The organism is Microcoleus sp. D2_18a_D3 (genome assembly GCF_036702455.1).
Taxonomy (GTDB): Bacteria; Cyanobacteriota; Cyanobacteriia; order Cyanobacteriales; family Microcoleaceae; genus Microcoleus.
In genome coordinates this window covers 117,762-141,076 of the sequence record NZ_JAUBTK010000009.1, presented here as the reverse complement: position 1 = coordinate 141,076, position 23,315 = coordinate 117,762, and the positions used below count along the sequence as shown (strand labels likewise).

Below are 23,315 nucleotides of genomic sequence, written 5' to 3'. Positions count from 1 at the left end.
AATAGATAGTCTAGATGGAAGCTCATAATGGTAAATGTATTAGTATGTACATTTTACACCATAAACTCAGGAGAGCCGTCATTAGTTATTTGTTGCTGCTACCAATGCCCAATGCCCAATGCCCAATGCCCAATGCCCAATGCCCAATGCCCAATGCCCAATACCCAATAACCAATAACTAATTTATTTTCGTCGATCGCCCAATTTGCGGTAAACTGCTCTTAAATCAACTTGATGGTGAGCCAAAGCAACCAAAGCGTGATAAAATAAATCCGCAACTTCCCCAGCAATCCCCTCTTTGTCGTCATCTTTGCAAGCCATCACAACTTCCGCCGACTCTTCGCCAATTTTCTTGAGAATCTTGTTGTCGCCGCCCTCGAACAATTTGCAAGTATAAGAACTTTCGTTAGGATGGTCGCGCCGATCGCAAATTACCGCAAATAATTGAGATAACATATCCCCTGGCGGCGGTGAAATTTCCCCATCAACTTGGTGAAAACAACTTCTTTCTCCTGTGTGACAAGCAATATCTCCAACTTGTTCGACAGTGACTAGCAAAGCATCGCTATCGCAGTCGTAACGCAGCCCTTTGACATTTTGAATGTGTCCCGAAGTCGCGCCTTTTGGCCACAGTTCAGCGCGCGATCGACTCCAGAACCAAGTTTGCCCGGTAGAGAGCGTTTTTTGCAGCGACTCCCGATTCATCCAGGCCATCATTAACACCGTACCGTCCAAATAATCTTGGACGATCGCAGGCACTAAACCGCGATCGTCGTAACGAATCTTTTCAATTGGGATCGATCGGCTCAAACTCGATAAATCAGTAGTAGACATAATTTTATTTCAACTTGGTAATATAGATTAACGCTTTCCTGTCGGAGATTGTTTTTTTTATTAACCGCAGAGAACGCAGAGGACACAGAGGAAGAGAGAAGATTGAGCAAGTGATGGCTAAATTGTCAAGAACTATTTTACAAAAAATTACATTTTAGGGCGATTCCCTACGGGATAGCTTCGCTTCACGGTGCTAGTGCGACAAAGCCTAAAAAACCCAAGCTAGTATTGCTACTCATTGGTTTGTACCCTAAAATCTACTAGAATAGTTTCCTTGAATCGACCTAACCTTTATGTTGAACTGGCTATAAAATTATTCTACCAACAACAGACGTTCACTAAGGAGAAAACATTGGTTTCCACAACCTTGAAAACGACCAAATCAGAAGAAATTTTCGCCGCAGCCCAGAAGTTGATGCCAGGTGGCGTCAGTTCCCCCGTGCGCGCCTTCAAATCCGTAGGCGGACAGCCCATCGTCTTTGACAGGGTAAAAGGAGCCTACATTTGGGATGTTGACGAAAACCAATACATTGACTATGTAGGCACTTGGGGCCCAGCCATCTGTGGCCACGCCCACCCGGAAGTCATCAAAGCCCTGCACGAATCTTTAGAAAAAGGTACGAGTTTCGGCGCACCATCGGTGTTGGAAAACGTACTCGCCGAAATGGTCATTGATGCCGTTCCCAGCATTGAAATGGTGCGATTTGTCAACTCCGGCACCGAAGCCTGTATGGCCGTTTTGCGGCTGATGCGAGCTTTCACCGGACGCGATAAACTGATTAAATTTGAAGGCTGCTATCACGGGCACGCCGATATGTTCTTGGTAAAAGCCGGTTCCGGCGTCGCAACTCTGGGCCTTCCTGACTCTCCGGGTGTCCCGAAATCCGTTACTGCCAATACCCTCAACGCTCCCTACAATGACTTAGAAGCAGTCAAAGCTTTATTTGCCGAAAATCCCGGCGAGATAGCAGGCGTAATTCTCGAACCAGTGGTGGGGAATGCCGGTTTTATTACCCCGGATGCAGGTTTTCTCGAAGGTTTGCGGGAAATTACTAAAGATAACGGTGCTTTGTTAGTTTTTGATGAAGTAATGACCGGTTTCCGCATCGCCTACGGCGGAGCTCAGGAAAGATTCGGTGTCACCCCGGATTTGACAACTTTGGGTAAAGTTATTGGCGGCGGTTTGCCGGTGGGAGCTTACGGGGGAAGGCGGGATATTATGGGGATGGTGGCTCCTGCGGGCCCGATGTATCAAGCGGGTACGCTTTCGGGAAATCCTTTGGCGATGACTGCTGGGATTAAGACTTTGGAATTGCTACAAAAACCCGGCACTTACGAACAGTTGGATAAGATTACTAAAAAACTGTCTGACGGATTGCTAAAAATTGCTAAGGAAGCCGGACACGCGGTTTGGGGCGGGCAAATTAGCGGGATGTTTGGCTTGTTTTTTGCGGCTGGGCCGGTTCACAATTACGAGGATGCGAAGAAGTCGGATTTGACGAAGTTCAGCCGCTTTCATCGGGGAATGTTGGAGCACGGAATTTATCTTGCTCCTTCGCAGTTTGAGGCGGGATTTACTTCTTTGGCTCATACTGAGGAAGATATCGATCGAACTTTGGCGGCAGCGCGTGAAGTGATGGCAACTATTTAACCTGTGTAGTAAGGATGTTCGTCCTTAACACTCAGGAATAAATCATTAAAGTCCTTGCTGTTTGTTGGCAGTAAGGACTTTAATTGTTAACTGCTACCCCATCCGGGTTAAAAACCTCTTGATCGTGGCTTACGCAGGGGGCTAGAAACCCGGTTTCTACGAGACTTTCCGGCGATTCACGATAAATATACGCAGAAACCGGGTTTCTGAGGTATTGTTTTTTCCGATGACCTACTTAATGACGAATGAGTAATGACTGCTGACTCATTAGACTGGAATTGCATACATTCACAAAGTATCTTTAAATGCCTCTGCGTTGCATCAGCAGTTTTCCTGTCGCTCAATGATTTATGCAATAAGTCTAATGACTAAGGACTAATGACTACTGACTAAATCAATCATTAATAAATTCACTTTCACAGATAATCGAGTCTCTGTTCTCCAAATCTTCTTGATTCCAGACCGCGTTTAATGCTGCGGAACTTAAGGAAGTTGACATCGTATTTAAGGTTGTGTTGTAGTATTCTACAGCATTATTAAGTTCCACCTGCGGCGCTTCTTTGAAGTACGAATTAATATCAGGCGTACACCGCTGGGCTTGGTAGTAGACATAAGCTTCAGCATTAATGCACATTACGTGGTAAAAATCCTTATTTGCTGCCGCAACATCTCCAAGTTTATACAGCGCTAAACCCCGGTTGAGATAAGCTTTAACATAGTTCGGATCGAGTTCCACTGCTTTGTCAAAGTCTTCAATTGCAAACTGCATTTGTTTTAATTTATAGCGAACGCAACCTCTGTTATAATAGGCATATACATTTTGTGGATCGATCGCGAGTGCTGTGTTGTAATCGGCCAGCGCCTGCGTATTGTCTCCTAATTGGTGATAACAGAGACCGCGATTTATGTAAGCTTTGATATATCTAGGATTCAACCGCAGCGTTTCGTTAAAGTTTTCCGTTGCTGCCTCTTTTTCTCCCAAAAGGTAGTAAGCGCGCCCCCGGTTGTAATAGGTTTTATAATTGTTGGAATTGATAGATAGAGATCGATTGTAGTCTTCTATTGCTTCTTCGTAATTTCCTAAATTAGCAAGTACAAGTCCCCGGTTGTTGTAGATAGCGTGGCTGTTAGGCTTATTTGCTAAAGCACAGTTTAGATCATCAATGGCTTTTTCGTGTTCTCCGAGATGACGCCAAGCATTGCCTCGATTCAAGTAAGCCTCGAAGAAATTAGGATTGATATCTAGGGCTTGGCTGAGGTCGGCGATCGCTTTTTGGTAGTCTTTCATGTAATAGTAAACCAAGCCGCGATTGTTATAGGCTTTGGCATCGGCGGGATTGACTTGCAGTATCTGATCGAAGTCCTCAAGTGCCGCTTCATAGTTTCCTTTCTTGGCGCTGTGCAAACCGCGCTTGTAAAATTGTTTGAGGTTCATAGGTCAACTTTCAGGATTGCTTGATTCTGGGGGTTGATTCCTGTGCAGTCAGTTTTGAGTTCGACAGCCGTTCATCTGTTGAAAGAGCATCCACCTGGGGTCAGAGTAACTCTTGAATGATTCCCGGCAATCTACCGTATACAGGATTTTGGGTTTATTTTAACAGTAGTTAAATCCTGTTGAAAGGCTCTGCGCCTCGGCTGGAGTTACTTATTAGTCAGTTCGATTGTTTACCCGATCGACTTAATCTCAAAAGTCTAGTTTTACTTGGTGCTGTGTGTCTCTTGATGCGGCGGCGATCGGCTCGATCGCCCAATTAAGTTTGAGACCGCTACTCAGTATAAATTGTTGCCAGCAGTCCTACCGAGTAAACTCTATATTTTTTTGACAAACTTCGTCTCAGTATTTGCGGCAGTACGTCTCTACAAACTTTTGTTGCCTAATTACCAATTACCGATTGATTTCCTCTTCCACATAAACTCTCAATTTCTCCAAATCTGGAAGTTCGATCAATTCTTGTTCCTTTTCCTTAACCGAGACGGGCATCATCACAGGTTTACGCTGCTCGATCCAGCAACTCGCCAGTGGTAAAGTTTGTTCCAAATCTTCCAAAGGCCTCGGAATTACCATCACCGCGTTCAACTCGCCAATTCTCTCAGCTTCGTACATCCCTGCCTCTACGGCTACTGCTACATCTGCAACTGCACCGCGAATAATTGCCGTACACAAACCGGCGCCAATTTTCTCGTAAGCTGCCAAGTGTACGTCTGCGGATTTGAGCATAGCGTCGCAAGCGCCCACCATTGCCGGAAATCCCCGCGTTTCGAGCAAACCGATCGCCTGATTGCTAAGCCGAGAATAACTGCCTTTTTCCGAAAGTTCAGTCAGCCGAAAGCCGATCGGCAAAACCACTTCCAAATTAGCCAAAGGTCTAGCAATCACCAACTTAGAAACAAACTGCCCGAACTGTTCGGCAGTTTGAGCTCCAGCTTCCACAGCCAAACGCACATCCGAAATTCTTCCCCGCACGATCGCGGTACAGTGACCGGAACCAATTTTTTCGTATCCTACTAAAATCACTCCTGCCGACTTGAGCATCATGTCAGCAGTCCCCACAATTGCCGGAAAACTCTTGGTGGATACCAAACCCAAAGCAGTGTCTTTGAAGTATTCCTGGCGCTGCGATCGCTCTTCGTGACTGTTACGATCTGTTTGTCCGTCCATCTTCTATTACCCTTAGAAACTTCCCAAAATAAAAATTTGTTGATAGTTTATAGTTTCTCAGATGAGAAGACAGACTGCACGAGCTACAAAACACTGATTGCTGCTGCAAGGCCTGACAAATTGCTGAGCTACCAATAATATGAGATTACCTATTGATATTTGATCTTTCTGCCTTTAGCATAGCTGGCTTTTGCCGAAATGACGGCTACCCGGTACCGCCCGATAGAGTTTGGCCGTTTTCCTCCGATCGATTAAAAGCTTGCCGGTGCGGAAACAGCGTCCCCAACAGCCGATTGATGTGAGCTTGGCCGTACAGAATAGTTGGCGTTTCCCCTGGTTGGGGCGGCTCTGCGGCGGTGGATTCCGGCGAGTCTGGGGCAGTCTCCGGCGCAGTTTGAGGCGGTGTTTGGGCGGGTTGTGGCGGCTCGATCGGCTCGATCGGTCGATCGACTGGTGGCGTAGTGGCTTCGGGGGTTTCTGGTGATGTTGGCGCTGCTGTTGGCGCTGCTGTTGGCGCTGCTGCTGTTGGTTCTGCGGCGACTTGGCGGCTGGTATCTCCCATTAGAGAACCTGCTGGCATAATTTGCATTTTGTCGATACAAGGATTGATTAGGGTCGTCGCGGCGCCAATACAGGCATTTTCCCCGATCGTTCCCGCACCTACCACCAGCACTCCTGCACCCAGAATAACGCCCGCCGCGATTTCCAGAGTACCTTCACGGGCGTGAAGGATAACTCCCATACCGATACAGGCACCGGCGGCGATCGAGATCCGGCTTCCGGGCTCTGCTTGCAGGATTGCTCCAGGGGCGATCGCCGCACCCTCATTCACAACTACATCGCCACTCATCAAAATCTGAGAGTTGCTACTTAATTGCAGTGGCGATAAATACATTCGACTTCACCATGAAAGGAGCTATTTTTTTCGATAAAACGACTTTAAATTATGGGTTTTCTCGACTGATAAATTTAACCATGTCAATCTAAGAAACGATAATTTACTAATACTGAGAAGCTTGATGCTTTAACGTTTTATAGAAACTTTCAGAAGATTCTAGATTCTGACCAACATTTGTCAATCCAGCTTTTTAACTATCTCAAATCCAACTTAAATCCGCTGGGGTTTCTCCCGTTGGCCCCAACGCGAGGGCTTAACGGGAGAAACAAGCTAATTACCTAGCAAATTAAGGTCGTTGGATAATTTCTTCGAGCACCCGGCGCTTCGCCTTGGAGTCGATGCCCAGCAAGCGGACGTACTCGCCGCTGTGTTCTTTGAGACAGCTTTCGAGGGCAGAAATCACTTCGGCTTCGCGGTTGGATGCGATCGGGGCGCAACTGCTCCAAGAACCGGTGCGGAAACGGCGCGCGTCGGCGTGTTCCGTGCCAATTTTGTAGCCTTGGGAAAGCAGGTTGCGGATTTGGTCGATCGTCTTGCCGGTCAAACTTCCGCTGCTCGCCGAACCAGTCGAAGCTGCTTTGTATCCCGATGTTGCTGCCGACTTAGATGTTCCTGCCGGCTTAGCCGATTGAGCAACCGGGCCGTCGGGACGCTGAATAATTTCTTCAACTATGCGTCGCTTAGCTTTCGGGTCAATCCCGATCAAGCGCACGTACTCACCCGGGTACTCGTTCATCACAGCTTCCAAAGCGGCGATCGCCTCAGATTCGTTTTTCACTTGCAGCGAAGCCCCGCTTTGCCAAGAACCGGTGCGGAAGCGGCGCGCGTCGGCGTGTTCCGTCCCCACCTTGTAGCCTTGAGCTAGCAAGCCGCGAACCTGAGCCACTGTTTCGGCACTCAATTTTCCGCTTGACACGGAACCGCTATTGTGGTTTGAAGCTTGTTGTGCAACTTTACCGTTAGATTGGTGAGTTTTGGCACCGTTAGAACCGTTAGAGCCGTTGTCTCCCGGTCTTTGGACGATTTCTTCGAGTACGCGGCGCTTGGCTTTGGTGTCAATCCCGATCAAGCGGACGTATTCTCCTTGGTGCTCGGCCATGCAAGCTGACAAAGCCGCGATTACTTCTGAGTCGCGCTTTGAGGAAATCGGGCCGCAAGTACGCCAAGAACCGGTACGGAAGCGGCGTGCGTCGGCGTGTTCGGCTCCCACGCTGTATCCTTGAGCTAGTAAATTGCGGATGCTATCGGCAAGAGTTGAACTCAATTGGGTGCCGGCATTGGTAGAATATTTGGTTTGAGTCATATTTGGGTTTTTAGTTTGCTCGTTGCGAATTGGTGCTAGACAGGCGATGTTCTCAGCGCAGCGATAACCCGTTCTCAGAGCGTCATTGATGCCGATGACATGGGTCGCAAATTGAATGTCAGAATCTTGAACGTCAGGCAAGCGATCGGCTTGCTTCTGATTAGTGATGATGGCTCCCGAAGGTACGTACTTACCGGGGGGAATCTCCACATCTTTAATTAGTACGTGCATCATGACAATGCAGCCGTTGCCCACTCTGGCATTGAACACCGTAGAGCGAAAGCCGATAAAGCAGTTCTCGCCCACGTAGGCAGGGCCGTGAATTAAACTCATGTGGGTGAGGGAAGTATTTTTCCCCACCCACACAGAATAGGATTTGTCGTCGTCTCCTGTGACTCGGCCTTGTTCTAGGCCGTGAATCACTACTCCGTCTTGAATGTTGCTTCCTTCTCCGATATAAAAAGGAGTGCCTTCATCGGCGCGGATAGATGTCCCGGGGGCAATCATCACATTAGAACCGATATGCACATCCCCAATAATGTTAGAAAAGGAATGTACGAAGGCGGTATCGTGAATTTTGGGCTCAGCCAAGTTTTTCGACCAAGGCGTCGGGGGAGCCGCAACGTTGCGGACTGCCATAAATTAAGTTCTCCTAATCTGAAAAATTTTTTGTTAGTTGTTAGTTGTCAACTGTTCACTGTTAGCTGCTCACTCTTCACTGTTAACTGTTCACTGTTAGCTGTTCACTGTTCACTGCCAACTGCCAACTGCCAACTGCCAACTGCCAACTGCCAACTGTCAACTGCCAACTGCCAACTGCCAACTAGCGGTACGGGTCGTCTTTTTTACTGTAAATGAGGCGGTTTTCTACATTGACAGTATCTATAATGCCTACTACTAGAGCATCGATCGGACGGTTTTCGCTCCCGGGCGCGATCCGGGCTGCGCTGCCTCGGGTTACTAAAACCCATTCATCGATACCAGCGCCCACACAATCAGCGGCTACTTCATAGCCGGGAACTGGTGAACCTTCCTCATCGATGAATTGCAGCAGTAGAAATTTCGATCCTCTCAGCGTCGGCTCTTTTTGGGTACTGACAACTGTGCCGAGAACTTTGGCCATTTGCATTTTAGGTAATAGGTAATAGGTAATTAGTAATCGTCATTTTTACAGTGTCGCTTGTCTTTTTTAAATTAGCTTTCCTCAGTCCGATGTCTGCTTAAGAGAGTTTTTCGTCTAGTAACTAATGACTCGTGACTAATGACTGATGACTGATGACTAATAACCAATATCCCATGCCCACCTCAATTAAAAATTAAAAATGCTAAATCAAAAACATCGCGATTTTTAATTTTTAATTACCAAACGCCCCTAACAGCCGATCGCCTATCTTATGATCTGTTGAGGGGGCGAATGCCGCTCACGCCTTCACGGAACTGTTCTACAGCTTCGGTGTAGCGAATGGGCAACACGTACTCTAAGTTTTCGTGAGGGCGGGCGATAATGTGGGTGGACATGACTTGTCCGCCGTTAACGCGCTTCACTGACTCTACTCCGGCTGCGACAGAAGCTTGCACTTCCGAGACATCTCCTCTTACAATGACCGTAACCCGAGCGCTACCGATTTTTTCGTAGCCTACCAAGGTGACGCGGGCTGCTTTGACCATCGCGTCAGCGGCTTCTACCACTGCGGGGAAGCCTAATGTTTCGATCATGCCAACTGCAATTGCCATTGGTTTTACTCCTGATTGAATATTTGGGGAACTAAACAGTTAATTTTTGACGATCGCACAAATTTTCCTTTAACGAAATTTTTGTGCGCTAAGAACTTAGTAGCCTCGGAACTGTTCTACTGCTTCTGTATATCGAATCGGCAGAACGTATTCTAGGTTTTCGTGGGGGCGAGCGATGATGTGGGTAGAGACGACTTCTCCGCCGTTCACCCGCTTGACGGATTCCACTCCTGCGGCGACTGAGGCTTGGACTTCCGACACGTTGCCGCGCACAATTACGGTGACGCGGGCGCTGCCAATTTTTTCATAGCCCACGAGGGTAACGCGGGCAGCTTTGACCATAGCATCGGCAGCTTCCACAACAGCGGGAAAACCTTTTGTCTCAATCATTCCCACGGCAATTGACATTTTTGAATCTCCTTTGAGGATGAGCGAAATTACCGTTACAAATCTTTGAGAAATCTAAAAATTTGGACGGGGAGGCCCACATTTATTAGTAAGGCAGTGTAAAGCTTCCTATCCTATAAGAATAGGGGAAGCTGTCCACCTTGACAATATAAACTAACATCATAATGTTTAATAACAAAAATTAAAATTTTTTATGTTACTTAAACTAATTTAATATTTATTTAATAATCTTAATATAGAGAGGGGTAGAAGCCGACGGCGAAGGGGGATTAAAGTAAGTAATAATACTCATAAAGTAGAGTTCGGTATGTGAAGCCGGAGCTGAGTCACTGCCGGGAAACTTGGGGATTCCCAAAGGGGGATCGCAGGGAAATCGGCAAAAAAGGCAGTCTTTGCCCATCGGCAGGCATTTGTTTCTTTGAGTGCCTCGCCTGCTCAGGAGGTAATTTTATCTTGAGAGAATTCTCAGTTTTGATGATTTAATGTATAGTGAATCTTGGGTGCAAATTATTTTGCCACAGCTATACGATCGGCTTTAGTCAAAGTTTTAGGGTATCAGGCGATCGCCCGCGACTGTTTTTGTATAAAGGCAGCCAGTAATTTGAAGTTTAAGGGATAAATTTAAATGACTCAATTTCTCCTCCAAGCCTGTTGGTGGGTACCTTTATATGGCTTAATAGGCGCAATTTTAACTTTGCCGTGGTCTACGGGCACCGTTCGCAGAACAGGCCCGAGACCTGCAGCATACTTCAATTTGCTGATGACGGTGTTAGCTTTCATACACGGATCAGTTATTTTTACAGCGACTTGGGATCAACCGCCCCAACAGTTGCTCGTGCACTGGGTGCAAGCAGCCGATTTAGATTTGTCTTTTGCAATAGAAATCTCCACCGTCAGCGTCGGAGCAATGGAGTTAGTTAGTGTTCTGAGTTTGCTAGCACAAATTTACGCTCTAGGCTACATGGAAAAAGACTGGGCGCTAGCTCGATTTTTTGGGCTGATGGGTTTTTTTGAAGCGGCAATTAGCGGCATTGCCATTAGCGACTCGCTGCTTCTAACTTACGCTTTGTTGGAAATGCTGACGCTTTCAACTTACTTGCTAGTCGGGTTTTGGTACGCTCAACCGCTGGTAGTAACAGCCGCTAGAGATGCGTTTTTAACCAAGCGTGTAGGAGACGTGCCACTGCTGATGGGAGTAGTGACGCTTTCAACTTTAGCAGGAAGTTTGAATTTTTCCGATTTGGAAATATGGGCTGAAACTGCAACTTTGTCTCCCCTAGTGGCGACTCTTTTAGGTTTGGCTTTAATCTCCGCACCTACGGCCAAGTGCGCTCAATTTCCCTTCCATCTATGGCTCGACGAGGCGATGGAAGGGCCCAACCCGGCTTCGATTATGCGGAATACGGTAGTTGTGGGCGCTGGGGCTTATGTTTTAATTAAACTTCAGCCTGTTTTAGCGCTTTCGCCGATCGCAGATGCGGTGCTGGTGGTTTTGGGTGCGGTGACGGCTGTTGGCGCTTCCTTGGTGGCGATCGCCCAAATCGACATCAAAAGAGCACTATCGCATTCTACCAGCGCTTCTATGGGTTTGGTGTTTATCGCCGTGGGCCTAAATCAAGTTGACATTGCTTTGCTGTTGCTGTTCGCCCACTCGATCGCCAAAGGCCTATTATTCATGAGCGTAGGGTCAATTATTACCACAACTAACACTCAAGATTTAACAGAAATGGGTGGGTTGTGGTCGAAGATGCCTGCCACGACTACCGCTTATTTAGTAGGCGCTGCGGGGATGGTAGCGTTGTTGCCTCTGGGCAACTTTTGGGCGATGCGACGCTGGCTCAACGGTTTTTGGACAGTGCCTTTGTGGCTGGTAATAGTGCTGCTTTTAGTTAACGGTTTGACAGCGCTAAATTTAACTCGCATATTCGGTTTAGTGTTTGTGGGAAAACCGCAGCCGAAAACTCGCAGAGCTCCAGAAGTTGGTTGGCCGATGGCTTTGCCGATGGTAATTTTGACGGTAATGGGGCTATTAGTGCCTTGGATGTTGCAGCGGTGGCAACTATTAATTAGTTGGACTGGGCCTTGGGCGGAAACGGGAGATTTTGATGCTTTAAATTTGCTTTTGAAGACGCTGGATACGCCGCTGTTGTTGTTATCTGGGTTGATTGGCGTTGCGGTTGGGGTGGCGATTTATTGGTACGGGGTTTTACCTCGACCGGTACGGCTGCCTGTGCCGGCGTTGCAGGATTTGTTTGCTTACGATTTTTATATCGATCGAGTTTACCGCTTGACTGTCGTTTGGGCTGTGGCTTTTATTTCTAAAATCAGCGCTTGGACTGATAGGTATGTGGTGGACGGGGCGGTGAATTTGTTCGGTTTTGCCACAATTTTCAGCGGTGAAGGGTTGAAGTACAGCGGCACCGGTCAATCGCAGTTTTATGTGTTGACTATTGCGGCGGGGGTTGCTGTGTTGCTGGCGTTGATTATTTGGCAGTTTTAAACCGCAGAGGTTGGCAGATGAATATATTCTGGGTTGGTCTGCTTTTGCTCTAGTTTTATTTAATTTTCAACCGCAGATGAGGGCGGATGTACGCAGATGAACGCAGATGATTTTATTCTGGTTTGTCTGCTTTTTTATCGAGTTTTATTCAAACTCGATCGGCCACAATTCTGTCACTGGAACTTCCCAACCGGGCAAAAGTTCGGGAATTGAAATCATGTCGCCGTCTCTCAATACCACTGGCTCTGCTTTCGGAGTGTAAATTGTTACTGTGCGCTTGTCTGGGTCGATTAATATTCCTACTTTTGCTCCGAGTTCGATAAATGATAAAATTTTTTCTCGCAGGGGTTTGAGGCGATCGGACTGAGATTTGATTTCTACAACTAAGTCGGGAACAAGTTCGGCAAAATACCTTTTACTTTGTTTGAGGCGATCGGCTGTCACAAACGAAACATCGGGGGATCTGAGATCGGAATTGGGAAGGATAAACCCGCCGCTAGATTCAAAAACTCGTCCGAGTTTGCGAGGTTTGACCCAGTTAAGCAAAAGTCTGCCAAACTCTGCTCCTATTTCGCTCGATACTATGTCTGATGGGCCCATAATGATAATCTTCCCGTCTACCAGTTCTAATTGGTAGTCTAGATTTGCTTCCGAGAGTATAGCTTGCAGTTGTTCCAAGTCGGCAACGGTGAGGCGGGTGGAAGCAGAACCGGATTTAATTTGCAAATCTTCTCGATCTGTAAGACTTGAGGTCATAGGATGATTCCAGAGACATTTGAATCTATGTTAACAAGAAAATCAGCCGATCGCTTTTATATGTAGTTGCTTTGCGTTAATGTTAAATATAGCTCTAAATACTGTGTAACAAAGGAAAGTTTTAATTGATGCTCAGTGCTTTAATCTGGATACCAATGTTGGCTGCTGCCCTGATTGGGCTCTGGCCCGGTTCAGTGAGTTCTAAAATAGTTCGGAATGTCGCGATCGCCATTGCGGGTATAACTTTTATTCTATCGGTGATTTTGGCAGTTCAGTTTGATGCCAGTAGCAGTCAGTTGCAGTTTTCGGAATTCATTCCTTGGATAGATGTTTTGGGATTGAATTACAATCTCGGTGTTGATGGTTTGGCTCTGCCTTTGGTAATTTTAAATACTCTGCTGACAGGGGTAGCTATTTACGCTACGGATGAGTCGATCCGCAGACCTCGACTTTATTATTCTTTGATTCTGTTAATTACTGGCGGCGTTACAGGGGCTTTTTTATCTCAAAATTTGCTGCTGTTTTTCCTGTTTTTTGAGGTAGAATTGATTCCGCTTTACCTGTTAATTGCGATTTGGGGAGGCGAGCGCCGAGGTTATGCTGCTACTAAGTTTTTAATCTATACAGCATTTGCGGGAATTGTGCTGCTGGCTGCTTTCTTGGGCACTGGTTGGCTTAGCGGTGCTTCGAGTTTCGATATGGTTGGTGCAGCGGGCGCATCGCATTTGCAAGGAGGATTGCCATTGCCTTTGGTAAGGCAAATTGTTTTGCTGGCAGGGGTGTTGCTGGCTTTTGGAATTAAGATGCCTTTGGTGCCTTTTCATACTTGGCTGCCGGATGCTCACGTAGAAGCTTCGACGCCGGTATCTGTGCTGCTGGCGGGGGTGCTTTTGAAGCTGGGAACTTATGGGATGCTGCGCTTTGGTTTAGGTTTGTTTCCAGAGGCGTGGGCGGTGGCGGCGCCGATTTTGGCGAGTTGGGCGGTGGTAAGCGTGCTTTACGGGGCGAGTTGCGCGATCGCCCAAAAAGATATGAAAAAAATTGTAGCTTACAGTTCGATCGCTCACATGGGCTACATTTTGTTAGCTAGCGCCGCAGCTACTCCGATTAGTATGCTGGGAACTGTTTTGCAAATGGTTAGCCACGGTTTAATTTCGGGGCTGCTATTTTTGAGTGTCGGCGTTGTTTACAAAAAATCCGGCACCCGCAACATAGATGTGCTCAAAGGTTTGTTCAATCCCGATCGCGGTTTGCCGATGATTGGCAGTTTAATGATCCTCGGCGTGATGGCAAGTGCCGGCATTCCGGGTTTGGCTGGATTTATTGCGGAATTTTTGATATTTCGGGGCAGTTTGCCAGTGTTTCCCGTGCAAACTTTGCTCTGCATGATCGGCACTGGTTTAACTTCAGTTTACTTTTTAATTATGGTCAACCGCGCCTTTTTCGGCCGCCTTTCGGATGTGGTGGTAAATTTGCCACAAGTCCGCTGGCGCGATCGCATCCCTTCGCTGATTTTAGCAGTAATTATTGCAATCATGGGAGTGCAGCCTGGAGTTTTAGTTGCTTTGAGCGAGAAAACTGCGATCGGAATGGTAGCTAATGTGCCACCCCAAGTTAAAGTGATTGCTCAAAACTTGAAATAAAATATTCCATAGGTTCCTAGTGAGGAATGCAAGTCCTCTCTTAACAGTTTTTAGCCCATCATGAAAAGACTTGCATTGCTTACTATAAACCTCTTTCTTCGTTCTTCCTTGTAGTCAGGCTTAATTAAAATGACAAGTACCGTATTAAAACCATCTTCCCATCCCCTATCCCCATACATTGACCTCTTGGAATCAGGCAAAGCTTTACTGCCTGAATCTGCGGAAAATGTAGTTGAAGTTGTGGGCATTCTTAAAAGTTATGGTATCGTTCTCGATGCCTATTCTCGCAATCTCAATTATATTGCCGAAGAACAGTTTTTAGTGCTTTTTCCGTTTTTTAAATATTTCAATGGGGATGTCACTCTGCCGAAGTTAATGCGCTATTGGTGGCACGACAGGATTAATTTTGAGTATGCTGAGTATTGCATGAGAACAATGCTTTGGCACGGCGGCGGGGGTTTGGACAGTTATTTGGATTCCCCGGAATTTAGCAGTTTGGCCGAGAAGGCGATCTCGGCTAAATTGAAAGGCAATTTTTTCATGCAGGCACTACACAAAGCATTTCCTAATTTTTTGCCGGAACAAGTGCGGATGCTGGCTTACTACACTGGCCTCGGTCAGTTTTGGCGGGTAATGAGCGATTTGTTTATGGACTTATCTGATTCCTACGATCGAGGGGAAACTAAGTCTATTTCTGATGTAGTTGATTTTGTCAAAGCCGGTTTAGTCGCCGCAGCCAGCCTACCGATTACCTACAGCGTCAAGATTGGCTCTCAAGTCTACGATATCCTGCCAGCGACGGCTAATTTGACATTTTTACCAGATGTAGCCGTGCCTTATGTAGAGGCTGTTTTCTTTCGGGGCACGGCGTTTTTTGGCACAGTTTCATACAATGCTCAAGCTCATCAAATTCCGGGAGAACAAAAAGAATTTGCCTACGGGGCTTTGTTTGCTGACCCTTTACCGATTGGAGGTGCAGGGATTCCGCCAACTCAATTGATGCAAGATATGCGGCATTATTTGCCGGAGTATTTGCACGAAGTTTATCGCACTAGCTGTCGCGGTGAAGACGATGTGCGGGTGCAAATTTGTCAGAGTTTTCAAAAGTCGATGTTTTGCGTGACGACGGCGACTATTTTGGGTTTAGCACCTCATCCAATGAATACCTCCGATCCAGAGGAAAAAAAGGCTAATCGAGCTTATTTGGAAGGTTGGATGGATCGATTTGGGAATTCTCGCTTGGATTGGGCAAATCAGCCAACTAACCGGGCCTGTCAGTTGTTCCCCGAACGGTAGAAGGGCGACAGTTTTTTAGGGCGCAATGTCTCTAGAAGTTGCAAAAATATTACCGGCTTTGGCAATTGCTTTCTTTTGGAGTGCCAAAGCTCATCCTGGCGATCGCAATGATATCACGTCCAGTAAAATAGCCGTTATAAGGCAAGTAGTGAAAACTTCAGTCCTCAAACTTTTATGAGGACTGAATTCCTGACTACCCAACAATTTTACGGTAGTCATTTTAGCGGACATAATATGACCTGATAAACTGTTTGTTTTCCGGTCATTGTGATTGCTTTGATAAGAGGTATATCCGCTAACGCTTAGACTGGTAATGACAGGATAAAGCACTTCTTATTTCCGAACTATCTAGATTCGGACTAGAAGACTCAGGCCGTGAGAGTCGGTTCCGCAAGTTCCAAGCAAACCATAAGTTTCGGCTAAATCTTTGACTAAAGCAGTTTGTTTGGGACTCGGTTTCCAAGGATTTGGATTACCGTAAGCATAGTAAATTTCTACACCGTCAATGCCGAAACGGGCTGCTTCTGGAATTAGTTTCTCAGCAGTCGATCGATACCTGCAAGGATGTGCGAGAACTGCTAAACCTCCTGCTTCATGAATAGCTTCAATTACCCTGGCTGCTGAATAACAATAAGTGCCTTCAGTGCTTTTACCTCGTAGGTATGGTTGGAGACTGGGATGTTGCGGATCGAAGGCGTAAGCGAGAATGTGTACCTCATTGTTGAGCAATTCGGCATTAATTTCAGCGCCTGTCCAGAGACTAGGTGCTTCACTATTTTTGTCGGGATGGTTTAATTTCCAATTATCCAGCCAAACTTGAGCTTTAACGTAGCCTTGGGTGCTGTGGTGGTCGGTGATAGCTAAGCCTTTGAGGCCTCCGGCTATGGCTTGTTCCATCAATTTCTCTGGCTGCAATCGCCCGTCGGAGTAGACTGTGTGCATATGAAAGTTATAGGAACCCGGACAGCTATCGGCATCAATTGTCTGGAAGACTTGTTTGAGTGCTGAGATATTCTGGGCTTCTGGTCGGAGACTAGAAGCGGGGGAGGTAGCGAAATTGACAGCCATAAGCGTTATTATAAAAAAAACTAACCTTGTTTAATATATCTAATAAATTGATATGTTGCACCTGTGGCAATAGTCGGCTGTGGGATTGAAACATCTGGCGGATTGTTGCGTTCGGCACAAGATATCAATTCACTCGCACATCTTCCACAATTCTCTATCCAGCATTTTATCGTCGGGTGGGGCGGGTTTATGAGATTATTGATTTTAGGCAATTATACTTGGTAAAACTCGCGCCGGAGGGTTTGTTGAGAATGCCACAAAATATCAATTACTCCCACATATTGCATCATTCTTAACAATAGGCAAGATGCCTGTTCCACCAAGAGTAAATTTTATTGTGGAGTGGGCATCCTGCCCGCCCTTAAAATGTTTGTGGAAAAGGCCACAAGATATCAATTCAATCGCACTTTAAACCTGCATCTGCGGCTGTGGGAAATTCGATCGGCACAAATGTCAGACCAAATTGTTCTCTAGCACACGGAACAATATGCGCCACTCCTTTAGGAGGGTTTTTGCGATTGCCGGTCTTTGAGTCAAACTCAATTATACCCGTGGCTCCCTCGGCTTTAAAATTTGGATCGGCTAAGGTTTGTTGCATTCCTTGGCGGGTTGGTTCTGGCTGCATTTCTAGGGCTTTAATCAGCGTGCGGGCTGCATCGTAGGTTAAAGCCGATCGAGTATTTACCGGGCCTCCCCACAACTTTTCAGTATTTTGAGGAAATTTTTTGTCAAAACTGGTTAAAGGATGCCAGAACACAGATATAGCTAGTTTTTCGACAGACTTTAGCTGTTTGGCAGCTTCTAAAGTTCTCCAATCGTAGAGTCCCCAAGACGCGACAATCCAATGGCGATCGTTGTTAGCTTTAATCATATCGATCGCATTTGGCTGGGCATTAGTGACTTGACCGTCGGGAATTAAAAGTAACGCTATTTTGCCGGCTTTCTCAAGTTTTTTTATTGCGGCTTCGGCGTTAAAATTATTTTTAGATAAGTCGTAAAACTCTCTAAGCCTGATAGTCGTTCCTCCTTGCGCTTCAAATTGCTTTTTGAATTCTTCCCACAAAGAAGCGCTGAACGGACTGTTGGGATTGTAAAATACTGCAACTTTTTTCTCACCGAGCGAGAGCAGTTGATTTACTAAAGCTTCAGCTTCGATGCTAGTTGTCGGAGCAGTCCGAAAGAAAAATTTTCGAGGTTTTCGCGTCAGTTCTTCGGTGGTACTTCCCGGAGAAAGAGCGACTAATTTATTGCGAGCGTAAATATCTACTGTTGCCAAAGTCATCTCGCTGGCATAGTGTCCGATAACTGCTAAAATATCTGGTTGAGCGACTAAAGAATTTGCCCTTTTAATTGCCTCTAACTTGAGATTTGCATCATCGGCAATGATGACTCTGAGACCTTTACCGTTAATAGATTTCGGTTCGATAAATTCTTGACCGGGAAAGTCTTGATTGCGCTCTTTTGCAGCAATCGCGCCTAAATTAACTTCGGTTTGAGCTTGAGCAATGCCGCGCAGCAGTTCTTCTGCTAAATTTGCGTTAGCGATGCTACCGTCGGGATTTCTGAGGATGGGAACAACGATCGCGATCGTGTAATATTCTGCATTTATTGCCTTCAGCAGGGCATTGTTGATATAAATTAAAGTTTCTGGATCTCTGCGGTCTTCTCGCCAGGACTGTTTGAGCAATTTCAAAGCATCAGGATAATTTGAGTCGGCCAACTCACTAATTCCCCTTTGTTTTGACCAAAGGGGCGAGGTTTGCACTAGGAGTTTTTCGCCAGAACTTACACCATCTGGGGAGGGTACAGCCACCGTTTGTGGCGGGGAAATTCTGGGGATTAAAAATGCGATCGCCAATGCAGCGCCCAGTCCCGCAACGCCGAACAGCAGCCAGCGCCAGCCCGATCGCAACTTCCGCGAAGTTTTGGGTACTTGGGGCCCAGGGACGATCGACAAATCCAAGTCTTGCAAAACTTCATCAACAGATTGGTAGCGGTCTTGAAAGTGGAAACGCACCATCTTGGTTAAAATATTTTTGAGCTTGCCGCTAACAGGTTCAGATGTTAAATAATCCCAGACAATTTCACCAGTTTCGGGGTCTTGTGGCAGATTGGTGGGACGCCGCCCGGTGAGGGCTTGAATCGCGATGATTCCTACTGCATAAATATCATTGTAGGGTTGCGGGAGAGACCGCGTATCGTGTTGTTCGGCAGGCATATAACCCCTGGTGCCGATCGCCTGCGAGCTGAATATTTCACCTGTAGAGTTAGAGGTAAAAGTGCCGATTTCTTTGACGGCCCCAAAATCAATTAAAACAATTTTTTGATCTGTTTTGCGCCGAATTAAGTTAGAAGGTGTAATGTCCCGGTGAATAATATTTTCTTGGTGGACTGATGTTAATATTTCCAGAATTTCCCGCAACAAAGCAACAGTTTGTTGCTCATTCCACCGATCGCCCGCAGTGAGTTCTTGACTAAGCGGATGTCCTTGAACGTATTCTTGCACTAAGTAAAAATAATCGTTTTCTTCAAAGCGATCGAATAATTCGGGAATGCGCGAGTTTTTGCCGAGACGGCACAAAGCGCTAGCCTCCCTTTCAAATCGGTTCCTTGCCCTCTCCAAGACGCGCGGATCGTTCAATGGGGGAAAAGGAATTTCCTTAACAACGCACAGAGGATTATTGGGTTGGTTTATTTGTGCAGCCGTGTAGGTTCTAGCAAACCCTCCCTCTCCCAACAAAGCGATAATTTTGTAGCTTTCGTGCAGGATATCCCCTAAGTTGACACACATAAATTTTCCAACACCTCTTTACAGGCTGCGGCTTTTAATGTTGATTATAAGGACTTAAACCAAAAATTAGTCCCTTTTATGGTAAAATCCATTGTAGTGTAGTTGGCGCTTCCACGTCGAAAAACTCTCATAAAGGAAACAACTCCCACCACCATGTTCCCATGCTTCGATAAATGGTGTCGTCGCGAGAGACGATGTTTTTACCCACAAATCCCAAAAAACGGGGCTCACCCTCATCATAGATGACTCAGGTAATGGGAAAAAAGTTGCTCTTTAACTGCAAGAGTTAACAGACAATATATGGCGTGAAATCGCCCCAACTGATAACGGGGTAGTCTTAGTAAATACACATTTATATGATGGAGTAAAAATTCTCTCATTAGATGTAAGCTTTTAAGCACTTAAACTCTGAGCATAGCTTTACCTTTTAAAGTTAAGACTGTTAATACCGCCGCAGTGGGTAGCAGTGCTAGGAAAAATTATCCCGGTAATTTTAAACGCCGTCTCAAAGAACACTTGATTCCTGATAATGGTTTTAAGCTCGAACGTTTTGGCTTTATTTGATATCAATTCCGACTGCGCCGGAATGATGATATCAAATCCGCGCTTCATCGTCGGGCGTAAAGTCGAATCAAACTGCCAACAAATAATTCGCGTAATATTCATTCTTTTGACTCACCGTCAACAGTCAACAGTCAACAGTCAACAGTCAACAGTCAACAGTCAACAATATGATTCCTTTACAAAGCCAATAAAAGAGCGGTGTAAATTCCAGCACCAAGGGCAAAGGCCCAAAACCGACTTTCTCGTTCTTCTGGCAATTCTTCTTTGAGCACGTTGAGAACAATTCCTCCGGCTAAAAAAGCAAATAAAACTGCGATCGCAGTTTTTCCAATTTCAGTAGCGCTACCCAACACCCACCCCACAATAATAGCTGCTGCTAGTATCCAGCGTCCGATGCGGTCATAAATATGTTTGTGGTGTTCCCGCAAACCAGAGTCGTTCACTGCAAAGTGCAGTGCCATTGCACAAGAAAACAACAGCAGATTGGTAATGCCAGGTTCTTCCCGATGCACCAGCAGATAGCCAATCAGAGCGTTGTAGATTGAAAAAGAGCCTATGTGCAACCAAAAAACACCAGGACTGGTCACATCATCTTCGCCACGCTGACGAGATAAATTTGCAATTTGCTCCAAGCCGTAAAATACAGTCAATCCTAACAAAGCTATTAAATAAACGTGGTGTTCTAGATAGGAAATAACTCCTGCTTCTACTTGCTCTAATACCGCTTGATGCAGATTTAATTCCGGTAAAATATGCACAAAAACATAAGCTACCGAAACCCCTCCCGCCGCTGAAAGCCAGCCACTGCGAGGAATAGGAGCAAACCGCAACTTGCCGCAAAATAAATGTGTCAGCGCTAAACCAATGGCAATCAGCCCGGTTAAAGCTAAATTATTAGGAGCCGATCGCAAAGCTGCTGTTATTACCATAATTCTGCTCAACCAAATTAATCCTGTCTTAAAGCTTTAATGACTTGATAATACCGCTCTTGGACATCTTTCTGGTCTTGCTCCTGAGAGATTTGTTCGCGGCTACTATTTAAAATCATCTCCGCCTGACGGCGTAAAGCTTCTCGTTGTTTGGAATTGCGGGTGTAAGTGGCGATGCAAGCTATAGCTTCCAATAAGCGAATTGTTACCGCCACATCTGATTTACTGTACTGGCGAATTTGGTTAAAGGCAGCATCGACTAACCCTTCAAACGTCACTCCTTCAACAATGACGCGCAAATTATCTTCATCGTCGTAGCGATAGGGCGAGGGAAAATCCCTTTGAGCGAGGCGGGATAATCCGGCGCTGAGTCGGCGGATATTTCTGCTGTCATAAAACTTCCTCTTGCATCAGTCATTATTGATAATATTAAAATTAGCCATGTCAAACTCTATCTTAAGGCTTTAGATTACTCTAACGTGAGGCTAATTTAGGACTTACACAGCGACAGTAAATATTGGGGATGGTGCGTTACGCAGAAAGCTAACACACCAACAATTTTTTTCAAGCGGATATCGAAGCCACATCTTGACCGTTGAGTTTTTGTGCGATCGCATCCAGCACCCTCTGTTCTGCTTCGGAAACCTCTCCCCTACTTTCGGCAATGCGACGGCATTGAGCTAATAGCGGTACTGCAAAGTCGGGGTTAAGTTGCTCTAACAATGCACCCAATGGTTTGGGGGACTTGATGTTAGCAGCAATCCTTTTGAGAGAATCGGTATTTAATTGCAATGCCTTCAATTCTGGCAGAATATCTTCCCAGTTTTTGTTGGGATAACTTGCCAAAATCATGTGAACCATAATTTGATCCATCCCTGCTTGCTGGGCGATCGCAACATCAAGATATTTCTCGCTTTGTTGCTGAATCGCTTGCAGCGTTTCGGTGCCAGGTTCTTCAGTCTCTTCCCTCAGTTTGGCTTCGTAAAACTGGCGCGCCGCATATCCCAGCGCGTACAGCATCGTAGCATTCGTACTCGCACCAATCATGGCGCCAGCCAGCGGTACGTTGCGTAAAAAACCCAAACCAGCTTTCATTGCGTTGCTACCGCCTAGCGCTAACCCAAAAATTGCCAAAACCTCGCCTTTTCGGGCTGGCTGTTGCAAATCCATCCCATAGGCGGCGGCAATTTCATAAACCATTTCGGTTTGAATCGCAGTAGTCGCGGCTAAATCGATCGCCAGCAGTGCAGCCGCGACACCGGGTAAAATGCTGCTAGCAAATCCGACACCACCGGCGTGGATCGCTTTTTCCACCATAATGCGATGGGCAATTTCGCTGGGATATTCATTGGGATACTTTTGTTGGAGTTCCTTGACTTGAGCTTCGGCTTTGGCTAAGTCGATGCGATCGCTGACCCCAACTAACCAATCAAGCCTGAGTACCCCTGCCACTTGTTTAACAAAGGGAAAATTGCCAACATAAGTTACCGCATCTCCGGTTCCTTCCGTCGCTTGTCCAATCAATCGATAAGTTTGTTTAGCAGCAGCTTCCCCCCAATTAATTGCTGTGTCAACAACCGCTTTGCCTGTATTCAGTGCAGATTCTGTTGTCTCGGCAATGAAATTTAACAAACCAGACTTTTGCTGTGAATTAGTTTCTTTTTTTGGCTTTGATTGGTGATCCATCACTGTTTTTTCAATTAACTACAATACGCCCGGTTTTCAGTTTGGACGTAGCCTCTCACAGGCACTGTAATCGGCACCCAACCATCCGTTCCTAAACTTTCAATCGTCACTCTTCGTCCATTCGCGACGACTCCAACGCTTTCCCCATCAGTGGAAGGTGCTTGATGTACGTTAATTCCTCTGGCGGCTGCAACTTGGCGGCAGTTAGTAGGAGGCGAGGCGGTTGCGGCTTCACACGCTCCGAGAAAACCACCATATACGTAACCTTGTATCGGGCCTGTAATTGGTACCCAGCCATTCTCACCAAGATTTTGAATCGTCACATTTCGTGCGGAATCAATGATGCCAACGGCTTCGCTGTTAGCCCTCGGTTGTCGCCGTACATTAAGGCCATTCGTCGCAATAACCGGGCGACAGTTTTCTAAAGCTTGCGCTAGTAGATATTCACCTTGAATCTGTGTTTGATTTGTATCAGCGGCGAACGAGGGAACAACTAAAACCGTTGCCGTTAAGAAGATCGAACTTGTTAACGTTGTATATTTTTGCCAGATCCTCTGCTCTTGCATCGCTTTATATTCTTTTAAATCTCTATGCC

General features: G+C 46.2%; 22 protein-coding genes and 1 pseudogene. 7 read left to right on the top strand and 16 right to left on the bottom strand.

The genetic code is table 11. The features are described 5' to 3' along the window. Positions 1-183: 183 nt before the first annotated feature. A complete protein-coding gene (gene hisIE, locus QUB06_RS06910; RefSeq protein ID WP_333434664.1) occupies positions 184-834 on the bottom strand; it encodes a bifunctional phosphoribosyl-AMP cyclohydrolase/phosphoribosyl-ATP diphosphatase HisIE in 651 nt (216 codons plus the stop codon). 352 nt (positions 835-1,186) lie between these two features. Here hisIE and hemL point away from each other — a divergent pair, with 352 nt between their 5' ends. After that, positions 1,187-2,485, top strand: coding sequence for a glutamate-1-semialdehyde 2,1-aminomutase (gene hemL / locus QUB06_RS06905; protein WP_333434663.1), 1,299 nt, complete (start codon positions 1,187-1,189; stop codon positions 2,483-2,485). 394 nt (positions 2,486-2,879) lie between these two features. Here the strand turns inward: hemL and QUB06_RS06900 are convergent, their stop codons facing one another. From QUB06_RS06900 to QUB06_RS06870, 7 genes are all read right to left on the bottom strand, one after another. Beyond that, a complete protein-coding gene (locus QUB06_RS06900) occupies positions 2,880-3,920 on the bottom strand; it encodes a tetratricopeptide repeat protein (RefSeq protein WP_333434662.1) in 1,041 nt (346 codons plus the stop codon). Positions 3,921-4,370: 450 nt separating this feature from the next. Continuing rightward, a complete protein-coding gene (locus tag QUB06_RS06895) occupies positions 4,371-5,144 on the bottom strand; it encodes a BMC domain-containing protein (RefSeq protein WP_333101844.1) in 774 nt (257 codons plus the stop codon). Between the two features lie 205 nt (positions 5,145-5,349). Further along, positions 5,350-6,039, bottom strand: coding sequence for a carbon dioxide concentrating mechanism protein (locus QUB06_RS06890; RefSeq protein WP_333434661.1), 690 nt, complete (start codon positions 6,037-6,039; stop codon positions 5,350-5,352). A 289-nt stretch (positions 6,040-6,328) separates the two neighbouring features. Beyond that, positions 6,329-7,984, bottom strand: coding sequence for a ribulose bisphosphate carboxylase small subunit (locus tag QUB06_RS06885; protein WP_333434660.1), 1,656 nt, complete (start codon positions 7,982-7,984; stop codon positions 6,329-6,331). A gap of 184 nt (positions 7,985-8,168) precedes the next feature. Then, positions 8,169-8,474: a EutN/CcmL family microcompartment protein gene (locus QUB06_RS06880; RefSeq protein WP_172186882.1), complete on the bottom strand. Its 306-nt coding sequence runs from the start codon at positions 8,472-8,474 to the stop codon at positions 8,169-8,171. Between the two features lie 263 nt (positions 8,475-8,737). Next, positions 8,738-9,079, bottom strand: coding sequence for a carbon dioxide-concentrating mechanism protein CcmK (locus tag QUB06_RS06875; RefSeq protein ID WP_006635058.1), 342 nt, complete (start codon positions 9,077-9,079; stop codon positions 8,738-8,740). A 96-nt stretch (positions 9,080-9,175) separates the two neighbouring features. After that, entirely contained in the window at positions 9,176-9,487 is a 312-nt protein-coding gene (locus QUB06_RS06870) for a carbon dioxide-concentrating mechanism protein CcmK (protein WP_006635059.1), read from the bottom strand. Between the two features lie 496 nt (positions 9,488-9,983). Between QUB06_RS06870 and QUB06_RS06865 the strand changes: the two genes are divergently transcribed. Continuing rightward, the gene (locus tag QUB06_RS06865) at positions 9,984-10,106 is read left to right on the top strand and encodes a hypothetical protein (RefSeq protein ID WP_333434659.1); all 123 of its coding nucleotides are present in this window, start codon (positions 9,984-9,986) and stop codon (positions 10,104-10,106) included. A 6-nt stretch (positions 10,107-10,112) separates the two neighbouring features. Next, positions 10,113-11,987: an NAD(P)H-quinone oxidoreductase subunit F gene (locus QUB06_RS06860; RefSeq protein ID WP_333434658.1), complete on the top strand. Its 1,875-nt coding sequence runs from the start codon at positions 10,113-10,115 to the stop codon at positions 11,985-11,987. Between the two features lie 144 nt (positions 11,988-12,131). On the opposite strand, the gene QUB06_RS06855 is transcribed toward QUB06_RS06860, so the two are convergent. Then, positions 12,132-12,743, bottom strand: coding sequence for a Uma2 family endonuclease (locus QUB06_RS06855; protein ID WP_333434657.1), 612 nt, complete (start codon positions 12,741-12,743; stop codon positions 12,132-12,134). A 128-nt stretch (positions 12,744-12,871) separates the two neighbouring features. Here QUB06_RS06855 and QUB06_RS06850 point away from each other — a divergent pair, with 128 nt between their 5' ends. The 3 genes from QUB06_RS06850 (at position 12,872) to QUB06_RS06840 (ending at position 15,860) form a co-directional block, all read left to right on the top strand. Continuing rightward, positions 12,872-14,386, top strand: coding sequence for an NADH-quinone oxidoreductase subunit M (locus QUB06_RS06850; protein WP_333434656.1), 1,515 nt, complete (start codon positions 12,872-12,874; stop codon positions 14,384-14,386). A gap of 129 nt (positions 14,387-14,515) precedes the next feature. Beyond that, positions 14,516-15,682, top strand: coding sequence for a CO2 hydration protein (locus tag QUB06_RS06845; RefSeq protein WP_333434655.1), 1,167 nt, complete (start codon positions 14,516-14,518; stop codon positions 15,680-15,682). 25 nt (positions 15,683-15,707) lie between these two features. Continuing rightward, entirely contained in the window at positions 15,708-15,860 is a 153-nt protein-coding gene (locus tag QUB06_RS06840; protein WP_333434654.1) for a hypothetical protein, read from the top strand. A gap of 170 nt (positions 15,861-16,030) precedes the next feature. On the opposite strand, the gene QUB06_RS06835 is transcribed toward QUB06_RS06840, so the two are convergent. Both QUB06_RS06835 and QUB06_RS06830 read right to left on the bottom strand, forming a co-directional pair. Further along, the gene (locus QUB06_RS06835; RefSeq protein WP_333434653.1) at positions 16,031-16,750 is read right to left on the bottom strand and encodes a PHP domain-containing protein; all 720 of its coding nucleotides are present in this window, start codon (positions 16,748-16,750) and stop codon (positions 16,031-16,033) included. Between the two features lie 397 nt (positions 16,751-17,147). Then, positions 17,148-19,541: a bifunctional serine/threonine-protein kinase/ABC transporter substrate-binding protein gene (locus QUB06_RS06830; protein ID WP_333434652.1), complete on the bottom strand. Its 2,394-nt coding sequence runs from the start codon at positions 19,539-19,541 to the stop codon at positions 17,148-17,150. 129 nt (positions 19,542-19,670) lie between these two features. Here QUB06_RS06830 and QUB06_RS06825 point away from each other — a divergent pair. Beyond that, positions 19,671-19,932: pseudogene (locus QUB06_RS06825) on the top strand (IS701 family transposase); the annotation flags it as partial. Positions 19,933-19,961: 29 nt separating this feature from the next. Here the strand turns inward: QUB06_RS06825 and QUB06_RS06820 are convergent. The 5 genes from QUB06_RS06820 to QUB06_RS06800 all read right to left on the bottom strand — a co-directional run bounded on the left by QUB06_RS06820 (position 19,962) and on the right by QUB06_RS06800 (position 23,286). Then, positions 19,962-20,207 (bottom strand): hypothetical protein, encoded by a 246-nt coding sequence (locus QUB06_RS06820; RefSeq protein ID WP_333434651.1) that lies wholly within the window; start codon positions 20,205-20,207, stop codon positions 19,962-19,964. 74 nt (positions 20,208-20,281) lie between these two features. Further along, entirely contained in the window at positions 20,282-21,034 is a 753-nt protein-coding gene (locus QUB06_RS06815) for a hypothetical protein (RefSeq protein WP_333434650.1), read from the bottom strand. Between the two features lie 17 nt (positions 21,035-21,051). Next, entirely contained in the window at positions 21,052-21,414 is a 363-nt protein-coding gene (locus tag QUB06_RS06810; protein WP_333434665.1) for a DUF2254 family protein, read from the bottom strand. Between the two features lie 184 nt (positions 21,415-21,598). Further along, the gene (locus tag QUB06_RS06805) at positions 21,599-22,720 is read right to left on the bottom strand and encodes a hypothetical protein (protein WP_333434649.1); all 1,122 of its coding nucleotides are present in this window, start codon (positions 22,718-22,720) and stop codon (positions 21,599-21,601) included. 14 nt (positions 22,721-22,734) lie between these two features. Further along, the gene (locus QUB06_RS06800; protein WP_333434648.1) at positions 22,735-23,286 is read right to left on the bottom strand and encodes an SH3 domain-containing protein; all 552 of its coding nucleotides are present in this window, start codon (positions 23,284-23,286) and stop codon (positions 22,735-22,737) included. Between the last annotated feature and the right edge of the window lie 29 nt (positions 23,287-23,315).

Coding starts and splice junctions, on each gene's coding strand:
- QUB06_RS06800 (WP_333434648.1), bottom strand. CDS start 23,286: ATGCAAGAGCAGAGGATCTGGCAAAAATATACAACGTTAACAAGTTCG.
- QUB06_RS06870 (WP_006635059.1), bottom strand. CDS start 9,487: ATGTCAATTGCCGTGGGAATGATTGAGACAAAAGGTTTTCCCGCTGTT.
- QUB06_RS06885 (WP_333434660.1), bottom strand. CDS start 7,984: ATGGCAGTCCGCAACGTTGCGGCTCCCCCGACGCCTTGGTCGAAAAAC.
- QUB06_RS06845 (WP_333434655.1), top strand. CDS start 14,516: ATGACAAGTACCGTATTAAAACCATCTTCCCATCCCCTATCCCCATAC.
- QUB06_RS06855 (WP_333434657.1), bottom strand. CDS start 12,743: ATGACCTCAAGTCTTACAGATCGAGAAGATTTGCAAATTAAATCCGGT.
- QUB06_RS06840 (WP_333434654.1), top strand. CDS start 15,708: ATGTCTCTAGAAGTTGCAAAAATATTACCGGCTTTGGCAATTGCTTTC.
- QUB06_RS06880 (WP_172186882.1), bottom strand. CDS start 8,474: ATGCAAATGGCCAAAGTTCTCGGCACAGTTGTCAGTACCCAAAAAGAG.
- QUB06_RS06890 (WP_333434661.1), bottom strand. CDS start 6,039: ATGTATTTATCGCCACTGCAATTAAGTAGCAACTCTCAGATTTTGATG.
- QUB06_RS06820 (WP_333434651.1), bottom strand. CDS start 20,207: ATGAATATTACGCGAATTATTTGTTGGCAGTTTGATTCGACTTTACGC.
- QUB06_RS06830 (WP_333434652.1), bottom strand. CDS start 19,541: ATGTGTGTCAACTTAGGGGATATCCTGCACGAAAGCTACAAAATTATC.
- QUB06_RS06875 (WP_006635058.1), bottom strand. CDS start 9,079: ATGGCAATTGCAGTTGGCATGATCGAAACATTAGGCTTCCCCGCAGTG.
- QUB06_RS06895 (WP_333101844.1), bottom strand. CDS start 5,144: ATGGACGGACAAACAGATCGTAACAGTCACGAAGAGCGATCGCAGCGC.
- QUB06_RS06850 (WP_333434656.1), top strand. CDS start 12,872: ATGCTCAGTGCTTTAATCTGGATACCAATGTTGGCTGCTGCCCTGATT.
- QUB06_RS06815 (WP_333434650.1), bottom strand. CDS start 21,034: ATGGTAATAACAGCAGCTTTGCGATCGGCTCCTAATAATTTAGCTTTA.
- hisIE (WP_333434664.1), bottom strand. CDS start 834: ATGTCTACTACTGATTTATCGAGTTTGAGCCGATCGATCCCAATTGAA.
- QUB06_RS06835 (WP_333434653.1), bottom strand. CDS start 16,750: ATGGCTGTCAATTTCGCTACCTCCCCCGCTTCTAGTCTCCGACCAGAA.
- QUB06_RS06860 (WP_333434658.1), top strand. CDS start 10,113: ATGACTCAATTTCTCCTCCAAGCCTGTTGGTGGGTACCTTTATATGGC.
- QUB06_RS06900 (WP_333434662.1), bottom strand. CDS start 3,920: ATGAACCTCAAACAATTTTACAAGCGCGGTTTGCACAGCGCCAAGAAA.
- QUB06_RS06805 (WP_333434649.1), bottom strand. CDS start 22,720: ATGGATCACCAATCAAAGCCAAAAAAAGAAACTAATTCACAGCAAAAG.